15 protein-coding genes and 1 tRNA gene are annotated in these 15,296 nt (G+C 65.3%); 13 read left to right on the top strand and 3 right to left on the bottom strand.

Annotation, left to right across the window (positions count from 1 at the left end):
* The first annotated feature begins 52 nt into the window (after positions 1 to 52).
* The 3 genes from ABIC51_RS19875 to ABIC51_RS19865 all read left to right on the top strand — a co-directional run bounded on the left by ABIC51_RS19875 (position 53) and on the right by ABIC51_RS19865 (position 3,445).
* On the top strand, positions 53 to 697 hold the full coding sequence (locus ABIC51_RS19875; RefSeq protein ID WP_011352710.1) for a phosphatidylserine decarboxylase: 645 nt from the start codon (positions 53 to 55) through the stop codon (positions 695 to 697).
* A gap of 15 nt (positions 698 to 712) precedes the next feature.
* Positions 713 to 1,585: a CDP-diacylglycerol--serine O-phosphatidyltransferase gene (pssA, locus tag ABIC51_RS19870; RefSeq protein WP_021162801.1), complete on the top strand. Its 873-nt coding sequence runs from the start codon at positions 713 to 715 to the stop codon at positions 1,583 to 1,585.
* 315 nt (positions 1,586 to 1,900) lie between these two features.
* Positions 1,901 to 3,445: a 2-isopropylmalate synthase gene (locus ABIC51_RS19865; RefSeq protein ID WP_027786861.1), complete on the top strand. Its 1,545-nt coding sequence runs from the start codon at positions 1,901 to 1,903 to the stop codon at positions 3,443 to 3,445.
* A 71-nt stretch (positions 3,446 to 3,516) separates the two neighbouring features.
* Here ABIC51_RS19865 and ABIC51_RS19860 read toward each other — a convergent pair whose 3' ends face one another.
* From ABIC51_RS19860 to ABIC51_RS19850, 3 genes are all read right to left on the bottom strand, one after another.
* The gene (locus tag ABIC51_RS19860; protein WP_175898292.1) at positions 3,517 to 5,067 is read right to left on the bottom strand and encodes a SulP family inorganic anion transporter; all 1,551 of its coding nucleotides are present in this window, start codon (positions 5,065 to 5,067) and stop codon (positions 3,517 to 3,519) included.
* A gap of 34 nt (positions 5,068 to 5,101) precedes the next feature.
* On the bottom strand, positions 5,102 to 5,743 hold the full coding sequence (locus tag ABIC51_RS19855) for a carbonic anhydrase (protein ID WP_146253608.1): 642 nt from the start codon (positions 5,741 to 5,743) through the stop codon (positions 5,102 to 5,104).
* Positions 5,744 to 6,125: 382 nt separating this feature from the next.
* Positions 6,126 to 6,638, bottom strand: coding sequence for a hypothetical protein (locus ABIC51_RS19850; protein ID WP_027786864.1), 513 nt, complete (start codon positions 6,636 to 6,638; stop codon positions 6,126 to 6,128).
* A 169-nt stretch (positions 6,639 to 6,807) separates the two neighbouring features.
* On the opposite strand from ABIC51_RS19850, the gene ABIC51_RS19845 reads away from it, so the two are divergent.
* The 10 genes from ABIC51_RS19845 (at position 6,808) to ABIC51_RS19800 (ending at position 15,291) form a co-directional block, all read left to right on the top strand.
* Positions 6,808 to 8,067, top strand: a complete 1,260-nt coding sequence (locus ABIC51_RS19845) for a branched-chain amino acid ABC transporter substrate-binding protein (RefSeq protein WP_175898293.1) — start codon at positions 6,808 to 6,810, stop codon at positions 8,065 to 8,067.
* Between the two features lie 118 nt (positions 8,068 to 8,185).
* Positions 8,186 to 8,455 carry a 30S ribosomal protein S15 gene (gene rpsO / locus ABIC51_RS19840; RefSeq protein WP_006398792.1) on the top strand — a complete coding sequence of 90 codons (270 nt, stop codon included), beginning with the start codon at positions 8,186 to 8,188 and terminating at the stop codon, positions 8,453 to 8,455.
* A gap of 290 nt (positions 8,456 to 8,745) precedes the next feature.
* On the top strand, positions 8,746 to 10,893 hold the full coding sequence (pnp, locus tag ABIC51_RS19835; RefSeq protein ID WP_146253610.1) for a polyribonucleotide nucleotidyltransferase: 2,148 nt from the start codon (positions 8,746 to 8,748) through the stop codon (positions 10,891 to 10,893).
* A 152-nt stretch (positions 10,894 to 11,045) separates the two neighbouring features.
* Positions 11,046 to 12,065 (top strand): NAD(P)H-quinone oxidoreductase, encoded by a 1,020-nt coding sequence (locus tag ABIC51_RS19830; protein ID WP_060357746.1) that lies wholly within the window; start codon positions 11,046 to 11,048, stop codon positions 12,063 to 12,065.
* Positions 12,066 to 12,206: 141 nt separating this feature from the next.
* Positions 12,207 to 12,962 carry a triose-phosphate isomerase gene (gene tpiA / locus ABIC51_RS19825; RefSeq protein WP_021162811.1) on the top strand — a complete coding sequence of 252 codons (756 nt, stop codon included), beginning with the start codon at positions 12,207 to 12,209 and terminating at the stop codon, positions 12,960 to 12,962.
* A 72-nt stretch (positions 12,963 to 13,034) separates the two neighbouring features.
* On the top strand, positions 13,035 to 13,415 hold the full coding sequence (secG, locus tag ABIC51_RS19820) for a preprotein translocase subunit SecG (protein ID WP_027786867.1): 381 nt from the start codon (positions 13,035 to 13,037) through the stop codon (positions 13,413 to 13,415).
* A 112-nt stretch (positions 13,416 to 13,527) separates the two neighbouring features.
* Positions 13,528 to 13,612, top strand: a tRNA-Leu gene (locus tag ABIC51_RS19815).
* 153 nt (positions 13,613 to 13,765) lie between these two features.
* A complete protein-coding gene (locus ABIC51_RS19810; RefSeq protein WP_006398798.1) occupies positions 13,766 to 14,125 on the top strand; it encodes an NADH-quinone oxidoreductase subunit A in 360 nt (119 codons plus the stop codon).
* 62 nt (positions 14,126 to 14,187) lie between these two features.
* On the top strand, positions 14,188 to 14,667 hold the full coding sequence (locus ABIC51_RS19805; protein ID WP_006398799.1) for a NuoB/complex I 20 kDa subunit family protein: 480 nt from the start codon (positions 14,188 to 14,190) through the stop codon (positions 14,665 to 14,667).
* Positions 14,668 to 14,688: 21 nt separating this feature from the next.
* Entirely contained in the window at positions 14,689 to 15,291 is a 603-nt protein-coding gene (locus tag ABIC51_RS19800) for an NADH-quinone oxidoreductase subunit C (RefSeq protein ID WP_006478264.1), read from the top strand.
* The last annotated feature ends 5 nt before the right edge of the window (positions 15,292 to 15,296 follow it).

The raw sequence follows: 15,296 nt of genomic DNA, 5'->3' as shown, positions 1-15,296 counted from the left end.
CGGCTTTTGTTATGCTACGGGCTTTGCAATTCACCGAACACAGAACGAATCCATGAACTATCCTCATCCGATCATCGCGCGCGAAGGCTGGCCGTTCATCGCGATTGCTGCCGTCATCGCGCTGTTGATCCACGCCGTCGGGGGCTTCGGCTTCGCGTGGCCGTTCTGGCTGCTGCTCGTCTTCGTCGTCCAGTTCTTCCGTGATCCGCAGCGCCCGATCCCGGCGCAGCCGAACGCGGTGCTGTGCCCGGCAGACGGTCGCATCGTCGCGGTCGAGACCGCGCAGGACCCGTACGCGAACCGCGAAGCGCTGAAGATCAGCGTGTTCATGAATGTCTTCAACGTCCATTCGCAGCGTTCGCCGGTCGATGGCGCGATCTCCAAGGTCGAGTACTTCCCGGGTGCGTTCCTGAACGCGGCGATCGACAAGGCGTCCACCGAGAACGAGCGTAACGCGGTCGTGATCCAGACGGCGAGCGGCAAGACCGTGACCGCCGTGCAGATCGCCGGCCTCGTCGCACGCCGGATTCTCTGCTACGTGCGCGCCGGCGAGCCGCTGTCGCGCGGCCAGCGCTACGGTTTCATCCGCTTCGGTTCGCGCGTCGACGTGTACCTGCCGCTCGGCAGCCGCGCGAAGGTGTCGATCGGCGAGAAGGTCTACGCGTCGTCGACGATCCTCGCCGAGCTCGAACAGTAAGCGGCGGGGCGCACGATGGCCGCATTCAAACCGCGTCGGCCGCGCAACGGCGCCGGCCAGACGCCACGCCCGTTCCGTCGCAACAAGGGGATGGCCGCCGATCCGGTGCCGATCGAGAGCCGCCGCGCCGCGCGTCAGCGGTTCCTGAAGACGCGCGGCATCTACCTGCTGCCGAACGCGTTCACGACCGCCGCGCTGTTCTGCGGCTTCTTCGCGGTCGTGCAGGCGATGAACGTGCGCTTCGAGATCGCCGCAATCGCGATTTTCGTGGCGATGGTGCTCGACGGGATGGATGGGCGCGTCGCGCGCATGACGCATACGCAGAGCGCGTTCGGCGAGCAGTTCGACAGCCTGTCGGACATGGTGTCGTTCGGTGTCGCGCCCGCGCTCGTGATGTACGAGTGGGTGCTGAAGGATCTCGGCCGCTGGGGCTGGCTCGCCGCGTTCGTCTACTGCTCGGGCGCCGCGCTGCGCCTCGCGCGTTTCAACACGAACATCGGCGTCGTCGACAAGCGTTTCTTCCAGGGGCTGCCGAGTCCGGCCGCCGCCGCGCTGATCGCGGGCTTCGTGTGGCTCGCCACCGACAACCGCGTGCCGATGAAGCTCGGCTGGCTGCCGTGGGTCGCATTCGTGCTGACGATCTATGCGGGCGTGACGATGGTGTCGAACGCGCCGTTCTACAGCGGCAAGGCGCTCGACGTGCGGCACCGCGTGCCGTTCGCGGCGATCCTGCTGGTCGTCGTCGCGTTCGTGCTCGTGTCGTCCGACCCGCCGCTGATGCTGTTCTGCCTGTTCGTGCTGTACGGGCTGTCCGGCTACGTGTTCTGGGCCTACATGGCCGTGCGCGGGCGGGCAAACCCCGCGCGCTCGTCGCAGCGCGATCACTGACGCGCGTTGTTTACCCGGAAACGGCGGCCTCGGGGCCGCCGTTTTCATTTGTCCCCTGTTCGGCCCGGACTGCCGGAAACCCCGGGTGCCGTCCGATTGCGCACCCAACGGAATGCCGCTATAGTCTTCGGCATGACTGCATTTTCCCGCCTCTCCCTCCTTCTAGCCGGTGCGCCGCTACGCGCGCTAGCTTCGGCGCGCCTGCCGCGCTGACCGTTCCCGCCCTCCGTCAAGCTTCGTCTGTTGTTGAGCGTCGCCAACGGTGGCGCGATCTCGTTACGTTTGACTTCCGTATAAAGAGCCCTGGAGCCCCCCATGACAGACAAGCTGATCATTTTCGATACGACGTTGCGTGACGGCGAACAATCGCCGGGCGCGTCGATGACGAAGGAAGAGAAAATCCGCATCGCGAAGCATCTCGAGCGGATGAAGGTCGACGTGATCGAGGCCGGCTTCGCGGCCAGCTCGAACGGCGATTTCGACGCGATCCACACGATCGCCGGTCTCGTGAAGGACAGCACGATCTGCTCGCTGGCGCGGGCCAACGACAAGGACATCCAGCGTGCGGCCGACGCGCTGAAGCCGGCCAACAGCTCGCGGATCCACACGTTCATCGCGACGTCGCCGCTGCACATGGAGAAGAAGCTGCGCATGACGCCGGACCAGGTGTTCGAGCAGGCGCGTCTTGCGGTGCGTTTCGCACGCAAGTTCACCGACAACGTTGAATTCTCGCCGGAAGACGGCAGCCGTTCGGACCTCGACTTCCTGTGCCGCGTGCTGGAAGCCGTGATCGCCGAAGGGGCGACGACCATCAACATCGCCGACACGGTCGGCTACGGCGTGCCCGAGCTCTACGGCAACCTCGTGAAGACGCTGCGCGAGCGCATTCCGAACTCGGACAAGGCGATCTTCTCCGTGCATTGCCACAACGACCTCGGGATGGCGGTGGCGAACTCGCTCGCCGGCGTGAAGATCGGCGGCGCGCGCCAGATCGAGTGCACGATCAACGGTCTCGGCGAGCGCGCGGGCAACACGTCGCTCGAGGAAATCGTGATGGCCGTGAAGACCCGCAAGGACTACTTCGGCCTCGACGTCGGCATCGACACGACGCAGATCGTGCCGACGTCGAAGCTTGTGTCGCAGATCACCGGTTTCGTCGTGCAGCCGAACAAGGCGGTGGTCGGCGCGAATGCGTTCGCGCACGCATCGGGCATCCACCAGGACGGCGTGCTGAAGGCGCGCGACACCTACGAGATCATGCGCGCGGAAGACGTGGGCTGGACCGCGAACAAGATCGTGCTCGGCAAGCTGTCGGGCCGTAACGCGTTCAAGCAGCGCCTGCAGGAGCTCGGCGTGTCGCTCGACAGCGAAAGTGAACTGAACGCGGCGTTCATGCGCTTCAAGGATCTGGCCGATCGCAAGGCCGAGATCTTCGACGAGGACATCATCGCGATCGTGTCCGAGGAATCGGCGCTCGCACACGAGCAGGAACACTTCAAGTTCGTGTCGCTGTCGCAGCACTCGGAAACGGGCGAGCAGCCGCACGCGAAGGTCGTGTTCGGGGTCGACGGCAAGGAAGTGACCGGCGAGGCGCGCGGCAACGGCCCGGTCGACGCGACGTTCAATGCGATCGAGAGCGAAGTCGGCAGTGGTTCCGAGCTGCTGCTGTATTCGGTGAACGCGATCACGACCGGTACGCAGGCGCAGGGTGAAGTGACTGTCCGGCTGTCGAAGAGCGGGCGGATCGTCAACGGCGTCGGCACCGATCCGGACATCGTCGCCGCATCCGCGAAGGCGTACATCTCCGCGCTGAACAAGCTGCATTCGAAGGACGACAAGGTCAATCCGCAGCGCTCGTAAGCGCCGCGCGTCGCGCATCACCGAAACGCCCCGTGCGGCCCTGCGCCGCCGGGGCGTTTTTCATGCACCGCTCATTCGGCGGCCGGCGCACGGAACAGCCAGCGGCGCGCGGCCGTGCGCGGCACCGGGCTGCGGCGCCGGAACTCGACGGTGATGCCGCGTCGCGGCGCATCGCCGACGAACGCGTCGAGCAGTTCGAGCACGTCGTGATCGATGTAATCGGCGCGTGTCGCGTCGATGATCACCGCGGCCCGGTCGGGAATGTGCCGCAGGTGATGCTTGACCTGCACCTTGCCGAGAAACGACACGTCCTTGCGGAACGACAGCAGGAAGTGGTCGTCGTGCTGCGCGAGCGTCACGGGGCTCTTCAGGTTCGCGACGGCGACGGCCAGCACGCTGCACGCGAGGCCGAGCGCGATGCCGAACAGCAGGTCGACCGCGAGCACGCCGGCGATCGTCGCGGCGAACGGCACGAAGGCGGCCGGCCCCTGTTTCATCACCGAGCGGAACAGCGCCGGTTTCGCAAGCTTGAAGCCGGTATGGATCAGGATCGCGGCCAGGCTCGCGAGCGGGATCAGGTTGATCAGGCCGGTGAGCGCGAACACGCTCGCGAGCAGCAGCATCCCGTGCACGATCGCCGACATCCGGCTTTGCGCGCCCGCGTTGACGTTCACCGAACTGCGCACGATCACCGACGTGATCGGCAGCCCGCCGACCGCGCCCGCGACGAGATTGCCGACGCCCTGGGCCTTGAGTTCGCGATCGGGCTGGGTCGGCCGGCGCTTCGGGTCGATCTGCTCGACGGCTTCGAGGCTCAGCAGCGTCTCGAGGCTCGCGACGACCGCGAGCGTGATCGCGACGCGCCACACGTCCGGATTGACGAGCTGAGCGAAGTTCGGGCCGAGCTCCGCATGCTTGAGCGACGCCGCAAAGGCCGCGAACGAGCCGAGTTCGGGCAGCGTCACGCGATGGGCGGCGCCCGGCGCGACCGACGGTGCGACGATGCTCAGCACGAGCGTGGCGCCGATACCCAGCACGACGACCGCAAGCGGAGCCGGCACCGAGCGCACCAGCGCGAAGCGGCGCAGCGCGGGCGTGTCCCACGCGATCAGCAGCGCGAGCGACGCAAGCGCGATGGCCGTGGCGGCCCACGCGACCGGCAGGCCGGGCCAGTTCGCAAACGATTGCGCGGCCGAGCCGCCGATACCGAACGCGAACGGAATCTGCTTTACGATCAGCAGCAGGCCGATCGCGGCGAGCATGCCCTTGATGACGGGTGACGGTACGTAGGCGGCGAAGCGGCCGGCGCGCAGCATGCCGAACCCGAACTGCAGGACGCCGGACAGCAGCACCGCGAGCAGGAATGCGGAGAAGCTGCCGAGTTGTGCGATGCCTTCGACGACGATCACGACGAGGCCGGCGGCCGGCCCGCTGACGGACAGCGACGAGCCGCTCAGCAGCGCGACGACGATGCCGCCGACGATGCCGGATACGAGCCCGGCAAACGGCTCGACGCCGGATGCATTGGCGATGCCGAGACACAGCGGCAGCGCGACGAGGAACACGACGACGCCGGCGACGATGTCGCGCGGCAGGGTGGACAGGCGCTGGTTCAGTTTCATGGTCGGGATGATTTCATTGGCTTTTGGGGGCAGGTCAGCCGAGCGCGCAGGCAGCGACGGCCTGCACGAGTTCGGCGTCGGCGGGCGGGGTGGTGTAGCCGGAATCGAGTTCCTTCAGGCGGCCGTCCGCGAGCGAAAAGATCCAGCCGTGCACGAGCGGTGGCCGTTCGCGGCCCCGCACGATCGGGGACGCGCGCAGCAGCCGTACCTGTTCGAGCACGTTGAGCTCGGCGAGGCGGTCGGCGGCGGCCGTGTCGTCGAGCCCGTCCAGCGTGTCACGATGCCGTCGCGCGAGCGCGCACAGCGGCGCGATGCGGCGTGCGACGTGCGGCAGGTCGGACGGCGGCGGCAGCAGCGATGCGCGTACGCCTCCGCACCCGTAGTGCCCGCATACGATCACGTGGTCGACCTGCAGCACGCGCACCGCGTACTCGAGCACGCTGGCGGAATTGTCGTCGTCGGGATGGAACAGGTTCGCGATGTTGCGATGGACGAACAGCTCGCCGGGTGCGCAGTGCGTGATGGTTTCGGCCGGCACGCGGCTGTCGGCGCAGCCGATCCACAGCACGCGCGGGTTCTGGCCGCGCGCGAGTGCGTCGAAGAAACCGGGCGTGTGTTCACGCGTTTCGCGGGCCCAGGCGATGTTGGCAACCAGCATGCTCTTGGGGCGATTCATGAGGACTCCTTTGAGATAAAGGCAATCGAATATCGGCAAAAATGACGAAATGGCATTCTTTCTAAATTGAAAGGTTGAGTTTCGACTGATATTAGGGGTATGCCCTAGCGCTTCGGGGGTGTTGAAACAAATTGTTTCAAATTGGTTTGGCGTAGTGCATTGCATGCACCAACTCACCGCATGATATGCACTGCGCGTGCCTGTTTTCAGGCAAAGGCCCGTATGACGGGGATGTCAGCGAATTGCCATCGGCATGTCATCGATCGGAAAAGATTTCCGTCGCATTTGCCGAATTAATAAGCCGGCGGAAAAAAGGAAATGGCCATTCACGCAATGATTCGTGAATGGCCATCGAGATAATTGCGCGTAAATGCGTAATCGGTCAGAACAGGTTGCGGCGGTCGGGGTCGTGCAACGGGTCGGGTGTTTTCTGCGTGATGCGCAGGATGCCCTGCGGGTCGAAGTAGAAGCTGTACATCATGTACCAGACGTTGTCCTCGAGATACCGGTACGTCCATACCTCGCGCTTCATCAGCGGGAAGTAGGACGTCTCGACGGGGCGTCCGAAGTTGACGAGGACGTCGGTCTTCGTCCACTTGCCGATCTCCGCACGATAGAACTCGCTCGGCTGCAGGACCTGGCGCACGTTGACGATCTTGTGGGCCGCATCGACGTCGGCCGCGACGGTGATCTCGCCCATCGGCTGGGTTGGCCACATCAGGCGCTTGCCGCCGCCGGGCAGGTCGTAGATCTCGCGCGGCGGGCCCATGCGTGCGACGATCGCCGACTCGTCCTGGCCGGCCTGGTATTGCTGCCACGGTTGCGCGCAACCGGTCAGCAGCGCGGCGGCGCTGGCGAGCAGCACCGGCAGGCGCGCGGAAATGCGAATGCGCATGGGGATTCTCCAGAACACGGAAACAAGTCCCGTTTTATCACGGACGGCGAGCGATCGCGCATCGCTTGGAAAAAATCGGTGCGGATCGCCGGCACGGTCACGCTTGCGGGCGGCGGGGGCGCCGGCCTATGATCCGCGCTTCTCGGGCTGATTGAAGGGCAGGTGGCCGATGCAGGGGTGGAAGCGGTGCGCGCTCGCGTTGAGCGCGGGGTGGATGCTGGTGTCGTCCGCATTTGCCGGCGGCGAGCCGGTGCGGATCGCGCTGATCGAAGGGATGTCGGGCCCGTTCGCGAACGCGGGCGCGGCGGTCGAGCGCAACCTGCGCTTCGGCGTCGAGCAGGTGAACGCGGCGGGCGGCGTGAAGCTGCGCGACGGCGCGCACCCGCTCGAACTCGTCGTGCTCGACAGCAAGGGCAGCCCCGAGGAGGCGCTCGTGCAGCTGCGCGCGGCCGCGGATCGCCACATCGGTTTCGTCACGCAGGGCAACAGCTCGGCCGTCGCGGCCGCGCTCGTCGCGGCGCTCGACAAGCTGAACGCGCGCGATCCGGACAACCGGATGCTGTTCCTCAACTATTCGGCCGACGATCCGGCGCTGACCGGCGCGCGCTGCAGTTTCTGGCATTTCCGCTTCGATGCGCACGCCGGCATGCGGATGGCCGCACTCGCGGACGTGATGGCACGCGACCGCGCGCTGCGCAAGGTCTACCTGCTGAACCAGGACTACAGTTTCGGCCACGACGTCAGCACGCTCGCACGGCAGGCGCTGGTCGCGCGGCGCCCGGACGTGACGATCGCCGGCGACGAGTTCCACCCGATCGGCCGGATCAAGGATTTCTCGCCGTATATCGCGAAGATTCGCGCGAGCGGCGCCGACGCCGTCGTGACCGGCAACTGGGGCAACGACCTCACGCTGCTCGTGAAGGCGGCGCGGGAGCAAGGGCTGAATGCGAAGTTCCACACGTTCTACGGCAACAGCCTCGGCGCGCCGGCAGCCCTCGGCGACGCCGGTGTCGGGCGGGTCGTCGCCGTGGCGGACTGGCACCCGAACGCAGGCGGTGCGAAATCGGACGCGTTCTACCGGGCGTTCCGGAACCGTTTTCCAGCCGCCCAGGACGACTATCCGGTGCGGCGGATGAGCCTGATGATCGAGATGCTGGCCGCCGCGATGAACCGTGCGGGTTCGGCCGACCCTGTCGCGGTCGCGCGTGCGCTCGAGGGGCTGTCGTTCGACGACGGCTTCCACGCGTCGCGGATGCGCGCGCAGGATCATCAGTTGATCCAGCCCCTTTACGTGATGGAGATGGACAAGGCCGGCACGCCGGGCGTGCGCTTCGACAACGAGGGGTCGGGCTATGGCTTCCGGACGGTGCTCGCGGTGCCGGCGCAGCGTACCGAAATGCCGTCCGCCTGCTCGATGACACGCCCGTGACAGGGGGCGGTAAGAACGGCGTGGAGTTGTGCTACAATGCCCGCCGGTTGTAAGTCACGGCACGGCCATTCTTCCGTGTCCGCCTGTTCAGTTAGAAAGTAGAAACCAAGGAAATCTCATGTCTGTTGCAGATATCAAGAAGTCGGAAGTCGTTGCTCAGTTCGCCCGCGGTACGAACGACACGGGGTCGCCCGAAGTCCAGGTCGCACTGCTGACCGCACGTATCGTCGAACTGACGGGTCACTTCAAGACCCACGCGAAGGATCACCACAGCCGCCGCGGCCTGCTGCGCATGGTGAGCCGCCGCCGCAAGCTGCTCGACTACCTCAAGGGCAAGGATGCCGACCGTTACCGCGCACTGATCGAGAAGCTGGGTCTGCGTAAGTAATCGAGGCGATTGCCGCCAGCAAGATGCCTGTGTCAGTCCGCTGATACAGGCATTTTGTTTTTGCGCGTTGCGTAGCGTCACACGCATCGCAGGCTGTCCGGCACGACCGTGCGGGGCCGCCGCAACGACTGATACCGGGGCAGGATTTGTGTCATTCCAGCGCGTCGCTGCACGAGTGCCGCGCTGGAATGGCATAAAAAACACACCTTGCTCCGGGTGATTCGGTCGGGACGCCGCCGCGCGGGATGGCCGGCGCGGCGAATGAAATGCATGAATTCAAAGGAGCAACCATGTCCATGTTCAACAAGGTCGTGAAGGAATTCCAGTGGGGCCAGCACAAGGTGCGCCTCGAAACCGGTGAAGTCGCTCGCCAGGCAAGCGGCGCCGTGATCGTCGACGTCGAAGACACCGTCGTGCTGGCAACCGTCGTCGGAGCGAAGTCGGCGAAGCCGGGCCAGGACTTCTTCCCGCTGACCGTCGATTACCTCGAGAAGACCTACTCGGCCGGCAAGATCCCGGGTGGCTTCTTCCGTCGCGAAGGCCGTCCGTCGGAGCACGAGACGCTGACGTCGCGCCTGATCGACCGTCCGCTGCGCCCGCTGTTCCCGGAAGGCTTCTACAACGAAGTCCAGGTCGTGATCCACGTGCTGTCCGTGAACCCGGAAATCCCGGCGGACATCCCCGCGCTGATCGGCGCATCGGCTGCGCTCGCCGTGTCGGGCCTGCCGTTCAACGGCCCGGTCGGTGCCGCGCGCGTTGCCTACATCGACAACGCCTACGTGCTGAACCCGACGCGTGACCAGATCAAGGCATCGAGCCTCGACCTCGTCGTCGCGGGTACGGAGCGTGCGGTGCTGATGGTCGAATCGGAAGCCGACCAGCTGTCGGAAGACGTGATGCTGGGCGCCGTGGTGTTCGGCCACGAGCAGATGCAAGTCGCGATCGACGCGATCCACGAACTGGTGCGCGAAGGCGGCAAGCCCGAGTGGGACTGGCAGCCGGCGCCGAAGAACGAGGCGCTGATCGCACGCGTGACCGAGCTGGCACAGAACGACCTGCTCGCCGCTTACCAGCTGCGCGACAAGCAAGCGCGTTCGACGAAGCTGAAGGAAGTTTACGCAGCGACCTCGGCGAAGCTCGAGGAAGACGCACTGGCAGCCGGTACGGCAGCGGCCGACAAGGCCACCGTCGGCAACGTGCTGTTCGACATCGAAGCGAAGATTGTCCGTTCGCAGATCCTGAACGGCGAGCCGCGTATCGACGGCCGCGACACGCGCACCGTGCGCCCGATCGAGATCCGTACCGGCGTGCTGCCGCGTACCCACGGCTCGGCGCTGTTCACGCGCGGCGAAACGCAGGCGCTGGTCGTCGCGACGCTCGGCACGAAGGGTGACGAGCAGATCATCGACGCGCTCGAAGGCGAATACCGCGAGCGCTTCATGCTCCACTACAACATGCCCCCGTTCGCGACCGGCGAAACGGGCCGCGTCGGCTCGCCGAAGCGTCGCGAAATCGGCCACGGCCGCCTCGCGAAGCGCGCGCTGGTCAAGTGCCTGCCGAGCGCCGACGAATTCGGCTACTCGATCCGCGTCGTGTCGGAAATCACCGAATCGAACGGTTCGTCGTCGATGGCATCGGTGTGCGGCGGCTGCCTCGCGCTGATGGACGCCGGCGTGCCGATGAAGGCGCACGTCGCGGGTATCGCGATGGGCCTGATCCTCGAAGGCAACAAGTTCGCGGTGCTGACCGACATCCTCGGCGACGAAGATCACCTCGGCGACATGGACTTCAAGGTCGCGGGCACCGAGCAGGGCGTGACCGCGCTGCAGATGGACATCAAGATCCAGGGCATCACGAAGGAAATCATGCAGGTCGCGCTCGCGCAGGCGAAGGAAGGCCGCATGCACATCCTCGGCAAGATGACGTCGGCGGTTTCGGGTGCGAGCACGCAACTGTCGGAATTCGCGCCGCGCATGATCACGATCAAGATCAACCCGGAAAAGATCCGCGACGTGATCGGCAAGGGCGGTTCGGTGATCCGCGCGCTGACGGAAGAAACGGGCACGACCATCGACATCTCGGACGACGGCGTCGTGACGATCGCGAGCACGAACAGCGACGGCATGGCCGAAGCGAAGAAGCGCATCGAGCAAATCACGGCCGAGATCGAAGTCGGCCAGGTGTACGAAGGCACGGTTCTGAAGCTGCTCGATTTCGGCGCGATCGTGAACCTGCTGCCGGGCAAGGATGGCCTGCTGCACATCTCGGAAATCGTCAACGAGCGTGTGAAGGACATCAACGACTACCTGAAGGAAGGCCAGCAAGTGAAGGTCAAGGTCATCCAGACGGACGAAAAGGGTCGCGTGCGCCTGTCGGCGAAGGCGCTGCTGAATGAAGCAGCGGCAGCTGCGCAGTCGGATACGCCGCCGCAGCAGTAAGCGGGCAGGCAGACGAACGGCCGGCAGTGCGAAAGCGTGCCGGCCGTTTTTTCTGTAGCATCGTTGTGCGGCGCAGCAGCGCCGGCAACGCGTCCGTGCCGCGTGCGGGCGCACCATCCGATTCCGATCCTGATCCCGGAGCGACCATCACCATGAAAGCCATCGAAATCACCGAATTCGGCGCCCCCGACGTGCTGAAGCTCGCGGAGCGCCCGCGCCCCGAACCGAAGCGCGGCGAAGTGCTGATCAAGGTGGCGGCTTCCGGCGTGAACCGGCCCGACGTGTTTCAGCGCAAGGGCGCGTATGCGCCGCCGCCGGGCGCGTCGGATCTGCCGGGCCTCGAGGTCGCGGGTGAGATCGTCGGCGGCGACCTGTCCGACGCGGCGCTGAACCCGTTCGGCCTGAAGCTGGGCGATCGCGTGTGTGCGCTGCTCGCGGGCGGCGGTTATGCCGAGTATGCGGTCGCGCCGCTGCTGCAATGCCTGCCGGTACCCGACGGGCTTACGGATATCGAGGCCGCGTCGCTGCCCGAAACGTTCTTCACCGTATGGAGCAACGTGTTCGACCGTGCGCAGCTCGGCGCGGGCGAGGGCGGCGAGCAGGAGACGCTGCTCGTGCAGGGCGGCTCGAGCGGCATCGGCGTGACGGCGATCCAGATCGCGCATGCGCTCGGCTTTCGCGTGTTCGCGACGGCCGGTACCGCCGACAAGTGCCGCGCGTGCGAGGCGCTCGGCGCCGAACGGGCGATCAACTACAAGACGGAAGACTTCGTCGAGGTCGTGAAGTCGCTGACGCACGATCGCGGCGTCGACGTGATCCTCGACATGGTGGCGGGCTCGTATGTGCCGCGCGAACTGTCCGCACTCGCGGATGGCGGCCGTCTCGTGCTGATCGCGCTGCTCGGCGGCGCGAAGGCCGACATCAACCTCGGCGAGATCCTGCGTCGCCGGCTGACGATCACGGGTTCGACGCTGCGCCCGCGTCCGGTCGAGTTCAAGGCGCAGATCGCCGCGCAACTGAAGGCGCGCGTGTGGCCGCTGATTGCCGATGGCCGTATCAAGCCGGTGATCTATCGTGTATTGCCGGCCGCGGATGCCGCGCAGGCGCATGCGCTGATGGAAAGCAGCGAGCACACCGGCAAGATCGTCCTGGATTGGGGGTCGAACGCCTGACGGCCCGTATGGCCGGGCTTGACATGCGCGGTTTGACCGGTTCAAGCCGTGCGCAGTAAAATCGCGGGTTTGCTTCGCCAGATCAAACCTGACGGCCGGTTTCCGGCACGTTAATGACCAAGCGGTGACGAGACAGACACGATGTCGAAACAGAGAACTAAGCGTGTGATCGGCAACTGGAAGATGCACGGCCGGCTGGCCGGCAACCAGGCGTTGCTGAACGAAGTGGTGCAGGGTGCGGGCGCGGTGGCGGCCGAAACATCGGTCGGCGTGTGCGTGCCGTTCCCGTATCTCGCGCAGGTTCAGGCGCAGCTCGACGGCGGCCGTGTCGCCTGGGGTGCGCAGGACGTGTCGGCGCACGAGCAGGGCGCGTTCACCGGCGAAGTGGCGGCCGCGATGGTCGCGGAGTTCGGCGCACGCTATGCGATCGTCGGTCATTCGGAGCGTCGCGCGTATCACGGCGAGCGCAACGAGACGGTCGCGGCGAAGACGCAGCGCGCGCTCGCGGCGGGGCTCACGCCGGTCGTGTGTGTCGGCGAGACGCTCGACGAGCGCGAGTCGGGGGCGACCGAGCAGGTGGTCGGTGCGCAGCTCGACGCAGTACTGGCCGTGCTGACGGCCGACGAGGCTGCGCGCATCGTCGTCGCGTACGAGCCGGTCTGGGCGATCGGCACGGGCAAGAGCGCGACGTCGGCGCAGGCACAGGACGTGCATGCGTTCCTGCGTGGGCGTCTCGCGGCAAAGGGTGCGGCGGACGTGTCCGTGTTGTACGGCGGCAGCGTGAAGCCGGACAACGCGGAAGAGCTGTTCGCGCAGCCGGACATCGACGGTGGCCTGATCGGCGGCGCGTCGCTGAAGGCGGAAGATTTCCTGGCGATCTGCCGGGCCGCGCGATAAGCGGTCCGGGATCGAATTGAACCATGAGGGCGGCCGGTCGTTCCGGTCGCCCGATCCAATCGGGTGGGTGTGATGCTGTTATTCAAGACGCTGATTATTGTGGTGCAGGTGCTGTCTGCACTCGGTGTGATTGGTCTCGTGCTGCTGCAGCACGGCAAGGGTGCCGACATGGGTGCTGCGTTTGGCAGCGGCGCGTCGGGCAGCCTGTTCGGTGCCACGGGGTCGGCAAACTTCCTGTCGCGTACGACGGGCATTCTCGCGACGATCTTCTTCGTCGCAACGCTGGCGCTGACGTATCTCGGTTCGTACAAGTCGACGCCGTCGGCCGGTGTGCTCGGCACGGCAGCGACCGCACCGGCATCGGCACCTGCAGCATCGGCGCCGGTAGTCGCGGCATCCGCCGCCGTTGCGGGTTCGGCTGCGAGCGCGCCGGGCCAGGATGTCCCGAAATAAAAAGTTAAAATTTTTGCGATTGTGCGTTGAACAATTCCGGGACTCGGGTTAGAATTTAATTCTTGAAGCGATTCGCGGGAAACAAGTAGTTACAACCCCGGTTGCATGCAGTGCCGACGTGGTGAAATTGGTAGACACGCTATCTTGAGGGGGTAGTGGCGAAAGCTGTGCGAGTTCGAGTCTCGCCGTCGGCACCAAAGTTACTCAATGCCAGCCGCTTCTAGTGGCTGGCATTTTTCATTTCTGGGGTGTGCTTGCGGTTGTCTTGCGATCGCGTGCACTCCGAAATGATTCCTTCCGCCGGAAGTGGTATTCTCCGGACGCTCAGAACCAACCGATAGAGGATTGCCTTGAACCTCGCAGCCTATTACCCCGTCTTGTTGTTCCTCCTCGTGGGCACTGGTTTAGGTATAGCGCTGGTCAGCATCGGCAAGCTTCTTGGTCCCAACAAGCCGGACGTCGAGAAGAACGCACCATACGAGTGCGGCTTCGAAGCCTTTGAAGACGCCCGGATGAAATTCGACGTCCGGTACTACCTCGTCGCCATCCTGTTCATCATCTTCGATCTCGAAACCGCATTCCTGTTTCCGTGGGGCGTCGCGCTCCGGGATATCGGCTGGCCGGGTTTCATCGCAATGATGATTTTTCTGCTCGAATTCCTGCTGGGCTTTGCCTATATCTGGAAGAAAGGCGGCCTCGACTGGGAGTGATGGGTTAATCGCCGGTTTGCATGGGCGGCCACGCTCGGTCGCTCGTCTGGAGTGGAAAGCAAATGAGTATCGAAGGGGTCTTGAAGGAAGGGTTTGTCACCACGACGGCTGACAAGCTGATCAACTGGACGCGTACCGGCTCGCTGTGGCCGATGACGTTCGGGCTCGCGTGTTGCGCCGTCGAAATGATGCATGCGGGCGCGGCCCGTTACGACCTGGACCGGTTCGGCGTCGTGTTCCGCCCGAGCCCGCGCCAGTCGGACGTGATGATCGTCGCCGGCACGCTCTGCAACAAGATGGCGCCCGCGCTGCGCCGCGTGTACGACCAGATGGCCGAGCCGCGCTGGGTGATCTCGATGGGATCGTGCGCGAACGGCGGTGGCTACTACCACTACTCGTACTCGGTGGTTCGCGGCTGCGACCGGATCGTACCGGTCGACGTCTACGTGCCGGGCTGTCCGCCCACGGCCGAGGCGCTGGTCTACGGCGTGATCCAGCTTCAGGCGAAGATCCGCCGCACCAATACCATCGCCCGTCAATAAAGCCCCGAGCGTCCCCTCAATATGGCAAGCAAAATCGAGACCCTCAAGGCAAACCTCGAAGCCGCGCTCGGCGCGCGCGTGGTGAGCCTCACCGAAGCGATCGGTGAACTGACGCTCGTCGTGAAGGCGAGTGATTACCTCGAAGTCGCAAAGACGCTGCGTGACGATCCGAAGCTCCGTTTCGAGCAGCTGATCGACCTGTGCGGCGTCGACTACCAGACCTTCGGCGACGGCGCCTACGACGGCCCGCGTTTCGCGGCCGTGTCGCACCTGCTGTCGGTCACGAACAACTGGCGTCTGCGCCTGCGCGCATTCGCGCCGGACGACGACCTGCCGATCGTGGCATCGCTGGTCGACATCTGGACTTCCGCGAACTGGTACGAGCGCGAAGCGTTCGACCTGTACGGTATCGTGTTCGAAGGCCACCCCGACCTGCGCCGCATCCTCACCGACTACGGCTTCATCGGCCACCCGTTCCGCAAGGACTTCCCGGTGTCGGGTTACGTCGAAATGCGTTACGACCCGGAAGAGAAGCGGGTCGTGTACCAGCCGGTGACGATCGAGCCGCGCGAAATCACGCCGCGCGTGATCCGCGAGGATCGCTATGGCGGTCTGAAACATTAAGGGGG

Source organism: Burkholderia sp. 572 (genome assembly GCF_040545135.1).
Classification (GTDB): Bacteria; Pseudomonadota; Gammaproteobacteria; order Burkholderiales; family Burkholderiaceae; genus Burkholderia; species Burkholderia cepacia.
This window is presented reverse-complemented; position numbering and strand designations above follow the sequence as displayed.

Excerpts from the sequence above, each read along its gene's own strand:
- ABIC51_RS19875 (WP_011352710.1), top strand. The coding sequence starts at position 53 with ATGAACTATCCTCATCCGATCATCGCGCGCGAAGGCTGGCCGTTCATC.
- pssA (WP_021162801.1), top strand. The coding sequence starts at position 713 with ATGGCCGCATTCAAACCGCGTCGGCCGCGCAACGGCGCCGGCCAGACG.
- ABIC51_RS19865 (WP_027786861.1), top strand. The coding sequence starts at position 1,901 with ATGACAGACAAGCTGATCATTTTCGATACGACGTTGCGTGACGGCGAA.
- ABIC51_RS19860 (WP_175898292.1), bottom strand. The coding sequence starts at position 5,067 with ATGAAACTGAACCAGCGCCTGTCCACCCTGCCGCGCGACATCGTCGCC.
- ABIC51_RS19855 (WP_146253608.1), bottom strand. The coding sequence starts at position 5,743 with ATGAATCGCCCCAAGAGCATGCTGGTTGCCAACATCGCCTGGGCCCGC.
- ABIC51_RS19850 (WP_027786864.1), bottom strand. The coding sequence starts at position 6,638 with ATGCGCATTCGCATTTCCGCGCGCCTGCCGGTGCTGCTCGCCAGCGCC.
- ABIC51_RS19845 (WP_175898293.1), top strand. The coding sequence starts at position 6,808 with ATGCAGGGGTGGAAGCGGTGCGCGCTCGCGTTGAGCGCGGGGTGGATG.
- rpsO (WP_006398792.1), top strand. The coding sequence starts at position 8,186 with ATGTCTGTTGCAGATATCAAGAAGTCGGAAGTCGTTGCTCAGTTCGCC.
- pnp (WP_146253610.1), top strand. The coding sequence starts at position 8,746 with ATGTCCATGTTCAACAAGGTCGTGAAGGAATTCCAGTGGGGCCAGCAC.
- ABIC51_RS19830 (WP_060357746.1), top strand. The coding sequence starts at position 11,046 with ATGAAAGCCATCGAAATCACCGAATTCGGCGCCCCCGACGTGCTGAAG.
- tpiA (WP_021162811.1), top strand. The coding sequence starts at position 12,207 with ATGTCGAAACAGAGAACTAAGCGTGTGATCGGCAACTGGAAGATGCAC.
- secG (WP_027786867.1), top strand. The coding sequence starts at position 13,035 with ATGCTGTTATTCAAGACGCTGATTATTGTGGTGCAGGTGCTGTCTGCA.
- ABIC51_RS19805 (WP_006398799.1), top strand. The coding sequence starts at position 14,188 with ATGAGTATCGAAGGGGTCTTGAAGGAAGGGTTTGTCACCACGACGGCT.
- ABIC51_RS19800 (WP_006478264.1), top strand. The coding sequence starts at position 14,689 with ATGGCAAGCAAAATCGAGACCCTCAAGGCAAACCTCGAAGCCGCGCTC.